The following is a 10,508-nucleotide window of genomic DNA, read 5'->3' as shown; positions in this document are numbered from 1 at the left end:
GCACTCACTCAAACAGGCTTCTTAAGCCTTCCCCTTTAACGCAGGGATACGTCCGCCATACTCGCTTCCGCTTTCCGGCTGGCTCTCATAAGTCCATTCGCACAGCGCTTCTAATCAGCTTTCACCACCCGCTGACTCTCTAAATAGAGGCCACTGCCTACTCGTCTCATTCCTCGATTTACACTCTTCTGTTCTCTTCTCTGCTCACTCTGCTCTCGAATAGACTTGCCGCTACCAACAAGTTGTCCTTCATACTAAAAGGTTTTGTATATTCTGTCAAGTGACAAACTTCAATTTCTCTGTATGCACAGACCGACCGCTTCCGTTTAACGCATTCTGCTTGTTTTCACGCCTGTCGCCCGCCCAAGGAAAAAAGGATGACGATGGCGCTCATCCGCCGTCAAGACCGGTGCCAAGCAGCAATCGTGGACGAGCGACAGCCCATACCACTCTTGCCAGCTTTTCGATTTGAAAAACGCCTCGACTTGCCCGTGCTCCGGCGTGTCCGGTGCACACTCCGCCCAAGACAGCCAATCGGGACGTTTCGCCAGTTCGCAGAAATTGTGCCAGAACTTCTCTTCCAAAGCCCCGAGCGTCACGAAGCGGCCGTCTTTCGTTTCGTAAATTGCGTAGCTGATGCGGCTGCCGCCAATTTCCGGCACGCCGTGATCCGATAAGCCCGATTCCGCGTAAGCATCGTGATTCGGCAGAAACTCCGCCATCACTTCTGCAAGCGCAATGTCCAAGTAAGTTCCCGCACCTGTCCGGAACTTTCGGATCAGCGCCGCGAGGATTTGTTCAGATGCAAGCAAGCCCCCGGTATAATCGGCGAGCGTATTGGTCGGATGCACCGGCCGGCCGACGTTGTCGCGGAGTTGCTCCAAGGCACCCGAAAGCGCCAAGTAATTCAGGTCATGGCTGCCGAGATGCGCAAGCTCACCTGTTTGCCCATAACCTGATAGTGAGCAATAGACGATATCGCCTTTATGCTCTTTGACGCTTTCATAATCCAGCCCCAGCTTCTTCATGACTCCTGGCCGGAAGGTTTCGATGAGGGCGTCAGCAGAACGCACGAGCTCGAGCATCTCGCGTTTGCCGCTTTCGGATTTCAGGTCCAGATGGACGATTTGTTTACCGGCGTTATGCGCACGGTGCACAAGGCCGCCGCCCATCCTGCGCGACGGGTCGCCGGCGGGCGGTTCGATTTTGATGACTTCCGCGCCGATTTCGGCAAGCCGCATGCCGGCAAATGGCCCGGGAACGTAATACGTCACATCCAGCACACGGACGCCAGACAATGCCTTCTCCATTTAGAGCCCCATCCGCTTGGCGATGATGGTTTTCATGATTTCATTCGAACCGGCATAAATTGCCGCCACCGGAATGTCCCGGTAGCGCCGGGCGATCTTGTATTCTTCCATATAGCCGTAGCCGCCGTGCAATTGCATGCATTCTCCCGAGATTTTCTTCGCGGTTTCCGTCAGCCAGTATTTCGCCATCGACACTTTCGAGACGACGTCTTTTCCGGCCATGTGCTCTTCGATCAAAGATTCAAGGAACGCTTTGCCGAGTTCGATTTCGGTTGCCATTTCGACCAGCTTGAACTGGGTGTTCTGGAAAGCGCTGACCGGCTTGCCGAACGCTTTACGGGATTTCACGTAATCGACCGTCATCTCGAGCATGTCTTCCGATGCGATTTGTGCGGCAAGCGCAACGACGAGCCGCTCTTGCTGTAGTTTTTCCATCAAGTAGGTAAAGCCTTTGTTTTCTTCGCCGACCAGGTTGGCAGCCGGCACTTTGCAATCTTCAAAATACAGCTCGGACGTATCCTGTGCATGGAGCCCGACTTTGTCGAGCTTGCGCCCTTTCGTAAACCCAGGCGTCCCTTCTTCGACCATCAAGAGCGAGATGCCTTTATGCTTCGGCTCCGCTTTCGGGTCGGTCTTGACGACCACTAGCACGTGGGTCGAATTGATGCCGTTGGTGATAAAAGTTTTCTGCCCATTGACGATGTAATGGTCGCCGTCTTTTACGGCCGTTGTGGAAATATTGGCGAGGTCCGACCCAGCGCCTGGTTCCGTCATCGCAATGGCGGTGATATACTCACCGCTGATGCACCCCGGCAGCCATTCCTGCTTTTGCCGATCTGTCCCATATGCTTCAATATATGGCACGGTAATGTCATTGTGCAGCCCGACGCCCGTCAAGCTCGCCCCAACGCGCTCCATTTCCTCCCCGATAATGACGCCATAGCGGAAATCAAGTCCCAGCCCGCCATACTGTTCTTCCACTTGCGGGCATAAAAAGCCCATCTCGCCAAGCTTTCGCCAAAACGACTTCGGAATCAGGCGGTCTTTTTCCCATTGATCATATTGGGGCACCGCTTCCTTTTCCAAAAACTTGCGCAACGATTTGCGGAACATCGTATGCTCCTCTTCTTCAAAACGATACCTTGCCATTGCTCCCATCCCCCTATCCTTTATTTCGGCTGCATGCGGATTGCGCCATCCAAACGAATCACTTCCCCGTTCAATAACGGGTTTTCAAAAATGCTTTCGACCAATTTTGCGTATTCCGCAGGGCGGCCAAGGCGCGCCGGAAACGGCACTGCCGCAGAAAGAGATGCGATTGCAGATTCCGGCAAGCCGTCAAACATCGGCGTTTTCATGAGGCCCGGCGCAATGGCCATGACGCGGATGCCGTCACGCGCCAATTCACGCGCAATCGGCAAAGTCATCGAGACAATGCCGCCTTTTGAGGCACTATAGGCCGCTTGCCCAATCTGGCCTTCAAATGCCGCGACGGATGCGGTCGAAATGATGACGCCGCGCTCGCCATTCTCATTCGGCTCGTTGGTTTGCATGGCTGCTGCAACGGCGCGCAATACGTTGAAACTGCCGACCAAATTCACTTGAATGACTTTTTCAAATCGGTCGAGCGCAAGCGGCTTTCCTTTCGACACGACTTTTCCAGGTGTGCCGATGCCTGCGCAATTGACCAGCAGGTTGATAGCGCCGAGCTTCTCGACCGCTTTTTCCACATTCTCTTCTACTTGCAAAGCATTTGTTACATCGGTTTCGAAATATTCCACTTGCCTTTCCCCGAAATCGCCCATCACACTGCGTGCACGTGACTCGTTCAAATCAAAAATCACCGCACGCCCGCCATTTTGCGCAATATGGCGCACGGTCGCCTCACCTAAACCGGAAGCGCCCCCGGTGACAATAGCTCTCACTTTTGAAAAATCCATCTCCATCTCCCCTTTGACTATCAGCCCGACTTCTTCAAGTAAGCCGCTCGATGATTGTTGCATTCGCCATTCCCATGCCTTCGCAAATCGCGAGCAAGCCGTAGCGGCTGCCTGAGCGTTCCAGTTCATGCACAAGCGACACCAATAATTTGGTGCCGGTCGCACCCAATGGATGCCCGAGCGCAATGGCGCCGCCGTTGACATTGAGCTTGTCCGGATCTCCCCCGATATCCTTAAGCCACGCGAGCGGAACCGGCGCAAACGCCTCATTCACCTCGTAGCGGTCCATATCACCGATCGCGAGGCCCGCTTTTTCCAACACTTTTTTTGTCGCGGCGATCGGCCCCGTCAGCATCAAGGTGGGATCCGAGCCGACAACTGCGCGCGCAACGATGCGCGCTTTCGGTTTCAAGCCAAGTTCCTGCGCTTTTTCTTTTGACATCAATAAAACCGCGGACGCACCGTCGCTCATTTGGCTGGCGTTGCCTGCCGTGATGACGCCTTGTTCATCAAATGCAGGTTTCAAACCCGCGAGCACTTCTTCAGTCGTATCAGGCCTCGGCCCTTCATCTTTTGTGACTTTCTGCAAATCGCCTCGCTCATCCGGTACATCCACGGAGACGATTTCCTTATCGTATACACCTGACCCGATTGCGTTCAGTGCACGTTCATGGCTCTTCACCGCATACGCATCCAATTGCCGGCGGGAAAATCCCCATTTTTCAGCTATGCGTTCTGCAGATAGGCCTTGGTTGATGATTTCGTATCGATCGGTCAGTTTTTTACTCGGTTTCACTCCTTGCATATTGGAAAACATCGGCACGCGCGTCATGCTCTCTACGCCGCCCGCGACGACAATATCCATATCGCCCGACAGAATCGCCTGCGCGCCGAAGTGGACAGCTTGCTGGCTCGAACCGCATTGGCGGTCGATGGTGACGCCCGGCACAAAGTCTGGGAACCCGGCAATCAATGCCGCGGTCCTGGCGATATTGCCGCCTTGCTCACCCGATTGCGATACACATCCGAGAATGACGTCTTCCACAGCGCCTTTTTCGACACTCGCGCGCTCCATTAATTCTTCTAGTACGATAGCTGCGAGTTCATCCGGGCGCATCTCCTGGAATTTCCCTTTGCGCCTGCCGACAGGTGACCGGACGCCTTCAACGATGACTACTTCCCTCATTCTTGATTCCCCCTATATTGGCTTCATTTTCATTAAACTGAATTGAATGACTATTCACTCATCTCGTTTCATTGTACAAGAATCCCTTTCTGATTACTACATGAAAAAGCGGCCAGACCCATTTCAGGCAATAAAAAACCCCGCAACATGCAGTTGCAGGGCGTTTCACCATTATTCTTCGATCAAGCCTTTTTCTATCAGGAATTCACGGGCTACATCACTCGGGATTTCCTGGTCCACATCGACACGCGAGTTCATCGCAAGCATCTCTTCTTCGGTAATCTGTCCGGCCAACTCATTCAATAGATCCTTAAGTTCAGGATATTCTTCGAGCGTTTCCATCCGGACGACCGGGGCAGCGTCATATTTTGGGAAGAACGACTTGTCGTCTTCCGTCGTCTTCAAGTCGAATAAATCGATGCGGCTATCGGTGGTAAATGCCGGGATGACATCGACATCACCGTTCTGGACCGCTTCGTACATAATCGCCGGATCAAAGCTTTCCGTCGCTGAAAACTCAAATGGATACGTGGTGACCATGTCATCGTAACCGTCTCCTTGGCGCTCATAGAATGGGTGTGGCGCCCCGAAAGTCATGTCTTCCGATTGTGAGATTTCTGCCAGGTCGGAATAGGTTTCCGCATCATAGTCTTTGGCATAAGCCAAGGTATAGCCATTTTCAAATCCAAGCGGCTCAAGCCATGTAGCACCGAGCTCTTCTTCATATCCCGCCCGGACTTCTTCCAATACTTCTTCCGAAGATTGCCCTGGCGTCGACTCCCGCTTCAACACATCTTTCAGGCCGGTGCCCGTATACTCGACGTACAGGTCGATATCGCCTTGCTCGAGTGCCGGCGTCAAGATCGACACTTCCCCAAGCCCTTCTTCATATTCCACGCTATAATCCGAATTCGCCTCGATATACTGCCCGAGAATATGCGGCAGGATATACTGCTCTGTCCAAGGCTTGCCCCCGATGACGATCGGTTCCGATTCTGCACCGCCGCTGCAGGCAGCGAGCACCGCGGATGCGCCGAACAATACTCCGAATGCTGTTTTTTTCATGGATGTTTCCCCCTTTTTGGCCCTTTTCCGAGCCTATTCGCGAACTTGCCTTTCTTCACCGTTCCATCATGGATCCTTTACGTTTTCAAGCCTTTCGGCGTCGCGCGTTTTTCGATCCACTTCAAGATCAAATCAAATCCGATCGCCAACAAGGCAACCGGCAATGCACCTGCGAGTACCAGCGAATTATTATACGATTGTAAGCCCCTGTAGATGATATCGCCAAGCCCGCCAGCCCCGACAAAAGTCGCGAGCGTCGCGATACCGACCGTCAATACGGTGGCGGTGCGGATGCCGGCCATGATGAAGGGCAGCGCCAAAGGCAGTTCAATCTGGCGCAGGATTTGCGTTCTTGTCATGCCCATCCCGCGCCCTGCTTCAATGGTGGATCCATCGACCCCGACAATGCCGGCATAAGTATTGCGCAAAATCGGCAGCAGCGCATAGATAATCAACGCAATCAAAGCTGTCGGTGAACCGATGCCGAGTATCGGCACCAAAAACCCAAACAAAGCTAAACTTGGTATCGTTTGGAATACAGCGGTAACCCCGATGATCGGCTCGGCAAAACGCCGGTAGCGTGCGATCATCACGCCAGTAGGTAAGGCGATTGCGATGCCGATCGCCACAGCGACAAATGATAAATATATATGTTCGATAAAGGCATCTTGGATCATGTCCTGGCGGCTCACTAGCGTATCGAAAAATGCGTTCATGCAGTCGCCCCCTTCTCATCATGGAGCGCAGCCCTCAGTAATTCACGCTCTCCTGCAAAGCCGATCAATCGGCCTTCATCCATTACAGCCAGGCGCGGCTTGCCGCTTTCCTCCAATAATCGGTGTGCCTCGCTGACCGGCAAGTCGGCAGCTGCTTGCTCCGCTTCCCCCGCCCAGTCTTTGCCGAAGAGAAACGCGAATTCCTTTAACCGCCGATCCCCGAATGAACGTTTTTGGTTGATGCGTTCAGTGCCGATAAAACTGCGAACGAATTCATTGGCCGGTTCATCGATCAGCTGTTGCGGCGTGCCGACTTGTTCGACTTTCCCATCCTTCATCACCACGATGGTATCGGCGATTTTCAGCGCCTCATCCATATCGTGTGTGACGAAAATGATCGTCTTGTGGATTTCCTGCTGCAAATGGCGCAGTTCGTCCTGCAATTGTTCACGGCTGATTGGGTCGAGCGCGGAAAACGGCTCATCCATCAGCACGATATTCGGGTCACCCGCGAGCGCCCGTACGACACCGACACGTTGCTGCTGGCCACCGCTCAATTCCAGCGGATAGCGTTCCATGAAGACAGCCGGGTCCAACCCAACCAATTGAAGCAATTCTTTCGAGCGGGCATCTGTTTTATCGGCCGGCCAGTTCAGCAGTTTCGGCACAAGCGAGACATTATCGGCGATCGTCATGTGCGGAAACAGGCCGATTCGTTGGATTACATAGCCGATCGACCGCCTCAACTTCACCTCGTCCATGCCGGTGATCGGCTCATCGTCTATGTATATATTTCCTGCTGTCGGGTTTTCCAGCTTGTTCACCATTTTCATCAAGGTCGTTTTTCCGCAACCGCTCGGGCCGATGATAGCGGTCAGCTGTCGTGCGGGCAGATCGAGCGAAATGTCTTTTAACGCTTCCGTCCCGTCCGGAAATCGTTTAGTGACCTTGTCAAAGCGGATCATTCGCTTCGCCCCCTTTCCATTGGTCATTTTTCCATACCCTTATACACAGGGCTTTACTCCTGTTTCAGCCGCCCAAATTGCATGTGCACCGGATTCGAAATTTGCTCATAGCCGATCTCTTGGTAAATCTTATTGGAAGTGCCGTTCGCCAGGTCCGTATAGAGCATGGCGAAATCATATTCAGTGAGCAGTTCTTCCGTAACTTCTGCCACAAGTGTCCGTGCATAGCCATTTTTCCGCAGCTCTTTGGGCGTAAAAACGAATGACACCGTGATGCCATGCTTGGATGGCCGCGCTTTCTTCACGCAGGAGACGGCACGCCCACCATCTTCCCAAAGAAAAACTTCTTTGCGTGAAATGAAGTCGGCAATTTTTTCTTCCGCTTCCCCTTGCGACGGATCGCCGATACCGGTATCTTCAGCAAACAACCGATACCATTCGACAAGCAGCGGTGTATCCAGCCGGTTCGCTACACGCCAGCTGCCAGGGCTTTTCGGAAGGTTCCTCCGCACGGCGTCAATCCGGTATAAGCCTTGGTCCATGGCAATTTCCGAGAGTTCTCCCCACGCTTTCGCGAATTTTTCAGCAGTTCCTTTATCCCCGATGACGCCCGGAACGGTGATCCCTGCATCCCGGAATTCCTTTGCGGCCAACGATTCCACGCCTGGCGATCCCCGCAAGACGATCAATTGCAAAGGATGCGGAGGCGTCATCAAAGCTAAGCCCGCAATTCCTTGGGCGTCTTCCGCAATCCCCAAAAAGAAGGTTTCGTAACGCCCTTGCGCGATTTGGTCCAGTACACCAAGGAATAAACTGTATAGGTCTTCCCTTTTTTCAAGCAGCGGCTGCGCTTTTTCCATATACCCGCCAATCTCCTGATACCACTTCCATTCCATATCCCCACACTCATTTCCATTAAATTCGTTTCTTCCTTACTTATTAGCCGTTTGAGGCCCATTCCCTCTTTTCACTTTAAGGAAAGCGAAAACGCGGACCTTATCCGGCCCGCGTTCCATCATTCCAATTCCATTTGTTTCGTCTCAGTCCCAAGGAAAGCGACCGCCAATGCGCCGATTAAAATCGATCCGCAGAAGATCGCAAATATGACATTGATGCCGAATCCTGCCGTCAGCATCGAACCGACCAGAATTGGGCCAAGAATGCCGCCGATCCGGCCGAATGACGCGGCCATCCCGGTGCCCGTCGCACGGATGACGGTCGGATACTGCTCAGGTGAGTAGGCGTAGAGCGCTCCCCAGGCACCGAGATTGAAGAACGACAGGAAGGCACCCGATATCAACAGCATCGTGACGGTGTCCGCATTCCCGAATGCCAAAGCGGAGGCAGCCGTCCCGATCAAATACGTCACCAGCACGAACTTCCGCCCAGCGCGTTCGATGAGCCAAGCTGCCGAGAAATACCCCGGCAATTGCGCGAGCGTCATGATCAACACATACTGGAAACTTTGGATGAGCGGGAATCCTTTCATCACCATGACACTCGGCAACCATAGGAACATCCCGTAATACGAGAAGACCACCGTAAACCAGACGATCCATAGCATCAACGTCGGGCGCCGATAGGTTTTCGACCACACGTCACGGATATTGGCCGAAACGGAGCGCAGTACATCCTTTTTCGCCGTGAATTGAGGCGAGTCCGGCAAATTGATGCGCAGGTACAGGGCGTAAAATGCTGGCAATGCCGTCAGCAATAGCGCAATCCGCCAACCATACTCAGGGATGATGAAGTACGAAATGACCGCAGCGACCAACCAGCCGGCCGCCCAGAAACTCTCGAGCAGCACGACCACTCGCCCGCGGTCTTTTGCCGGGACGCTTTCCGACACTAATGTCGAGGCGACCGGCAATTCCCCGCCAAGCCCCATCCCGACGAAGAAACGCAAGACCAGAAAAGCCGCAAGCGTCGTAGTGAAGGCCGAAAAGCCGCTGGCCAAAGAGAACAGCAATAGGGTGATGATGAAGATTTTCTTGCGGCCGACACGGTCGGCATAAATCCCGAACACGAATGCCCCGACCGCCATCCCGATGGAGTTGATTCCTCCGATCCAGCCCATTTCCTGGGAAGTGAGGCCCCAATCTTCGTGAAGCGCCGCAATGATGAATGCCAGGATCCCGACGTCCATCGCATCGAAGAGCCAGCCGAGCCCTGCTACGCCCAATAGTTTTCGTTGTGAGATAGCTTGTGTATTTTTTTCTCTCGCAGTTGCCATATTCTTTCCCCTTGTCTTGACACTTGTCTGATATTTTTTACACCCTAACTATACCGCTACAGGCTCGAAGTGACAAGGGATGCCTCCGCAGCTTCACGTTTAACTCCCCGGATTATTCGAAGAAGCGATTACTGCGCTTACGCTGAGCATCATCGCTGCCTGCTGCGCTTGCATAAGCATTTCCACGGAAGCTGCAAATACCGCCGCTTCACTTTCCCGAAGTTCCACCGATTCCGCCATTGTCAATTGGACAGCGGAAGGAAGGATCCAAGTGCCGTACCATCGGAATAATTTCGATGCTTCCAGCTCGCGTGCCATTTCCACGATGGCGCGCAGTGCTTCGCCGTCCGCTTTTGCGATGGCCAAGAAGCCCAGCACCGGATAATGTTCGCCGCGCACTTTTATCTTTTCCGCTTTCAGGAAATCGCGTATCGCCACGATGCGCCCCGCCACCTCGGGTTGAAAGACAGGCGTATCGAAGGTCATGGCCTGGCTCAGCCATTGTAGATGATTGCCCGCTGAAAATCCTTGCGTCCGCAATTCTTTATAATAACGGTTCATCGTTTCTGCACGTTCCCGAATATCCCCTTCGCGATTTGACAGCAACACGACGTAGGGAATATCTTCACTTGATGTCAGGAATGGGTGATGAGCTTTCATCGCATCATATAATCCCCTTGCACGTTCCGCTTCGCCAGGCGATTTCATCATCAAGGCTGCAAGATATGTATAGGAGCTCTTCCAGAACTTGACGTCGTTCAGCGCTTGTTGATTGGCGTTGAGCTTGGCCAGCCCCTCTTCCGCCGTTTCATCGCCGAGCACAAGATATGCCGTCACGATATGGTGAAGATGCGCGCGCAACGGCGACGTGAACCCTTCTTTCTTTTTGATCAGCCGGGAGACTTCATTATGGGCATCCACATCGAATTCACGCCCCCGGCTTAAATAAATCATCGTGACGGCAAGCGACACTTGCTTGTCCACTGCCCAGCCGAGCGCTTTTGAGACTTGGCCGTAAGTTTCTTCAATTTTTGTAGTTTCCATTGAAAAACGCCTCCTTGGCCATTTATACGGTCAAGGAGGCGTGAGGTTT

General features: G+C 53.2%; 10 protein-coding genes and 1 other annotated feature (1 of these 11 running past the window's edge). All 10 genes read right to left on the bottom strand.

The annotated features are described in order from the left end of the window. Positions 1 to 183 (bottom strand) — a binding site (T-box leader) (it extends 47 nt beyond the left edge of the window). A 143-nt stretch (positions 184 to 326) separates the two neighbouring features. After that, on the bottom strand, positions 327 to 1,310 hold the full coding sequence (locus BBI15_RS02530) for a CaiB/BaiF CoA transferase family protein (protein WP_068871968.1): 984 nt from the start codon (positions 1,308 to 1,310) through the stop codon (positions 327 to 329). After that, positions 1,311 to 2,459 (bottom strand): acyl-CoA dehydrogenase family protein, encoded by a 1,149-nt coding sequence (locus tag BBI15_RS02525; RefSeq protein ID WP_068871966.1) that lies wholly within the window; start codon positions 2,457 to 2,459, stop codon positions 1,311 to 1,313. It lies immediately after the preceding gene. 20 nt (positions 2,460 to 2,479) lie between these two features. Then, complete coding sequence (locus tag BBI15_RS02520) at positions 2,480 to 3,250, bottom strand: 3-hydroxyacyl-CoA dehydrogenase (protein WP_068872672.1); 771 nt, start codon at positions 3,248 to 3,250, stop codon at positions 2,480 to 2,482. Positions 3,251 to 3,284: 34 nt separating this feature from the next. Continuing rightward, positions 3,285 to 4,436: a thiolase family protein gene (locus tag BBI15_RS02515; RefSeq protein WP_068871964.1), complete on the bottom strand. Its 1,152-nt coding sequence runs from the start codon at positions 4,434 to 4,436 to the stop codon at positions 3,285 to 3,287. Between the two features lie 171 nt (positions 4,437 to 4,607). Further along, the gene (locus BBI15_RS02510) at positions 4,608 to 5,501 is read right to left on the bottom strand and encodes a glycine betaine ABC transporter substrate-binding protein (RefSeq protein ID WP_068871962.1); all 894 of its coding nucleotides are present in this window, start codon (positions 5,499 to 5,501) and stop codon (positions 4,608 to 4,610) included. 77 nt (positions 5,502 to 5,578) lie between these two features. Then, entirely contained in the window at positions 5,579 to 6,217 is a 639-nt protein-coding gene (locus BBI15_RS02505) for an ABC transporter permease (RefSeq protein WP_068871960.1), read from the bottom strand. Then, positions 6,214 to 7,182, bottom strand: coding sequence for an ABC transporter ATP-binding protein (locus BBI15_RS02500; RefSeq protein ID WP_068871959.1), 969 nt, complete (start codon positions 7,180 to 7,182; stop codon positions 6,214 to 6,216). The genes BBI15_RS02505 and BBI15_RS02500 overlap by 4 nt, the downstream gene beginning before the upstream one ends. Before the next feature lie 53 nt (positions 7,183 to 7,235). Next, the gene (locus tag BBI15_RS02495; RefSeq protein WP_068871957.1) at positions 7,236 to 8,078 is read right to left on the bottom strand and encodes a GNAT family N-acetyltransferase; all 843 of its coding nucleotides are present in this window, start codon (positions 8,076 to 8,078) and stop codon (positions 7,236 to 7,238) included. 119 nt (positions 8,079 to 8,197) lie between these two features. After that, positions 8,198 to 9,415 (bottom strand): MFS transporter, encoded by a 1,218-nt coding sequence (locus BBI15_RS02490; RefSeq protein ID WP_068871955.1) that lies wholly within the window; start codon positions 9,413 to 9,415, stop codon positions 8,198 to 8,200. 99 nt (positions 9,416 to 9,514) lie between these two features. Beyond that, the gene (locus BBI15_RS02485) at positions 9,515 to 10,459 is read right to left on the bottom strand and encodes a DUF4003 family protein (RefSeq protein ID WP_068871953.1); all 945 of its coding nucleotides are present in this window, start codon (positions 10,457 to 10,459) and stop codon (positions 9,515 to 9,517) included. Between the last annotated feature and the right edge of the window lie 49 nt (positions 10,460 to 10,508).

This window comes from Planococcus plakortidis (genome assembly GCF_001687605.2).
Taxonomy (GTDB): Bacteria; Bacillota; Bacilli; order Bacillales_A; family Planococcaceae; genus Planococcus; species Planococcus plakortidis.
Note: the sequence above shows the minus strand (reverse complement) of the source record. Positions and strands in the feature narration are given on the sequence as shown.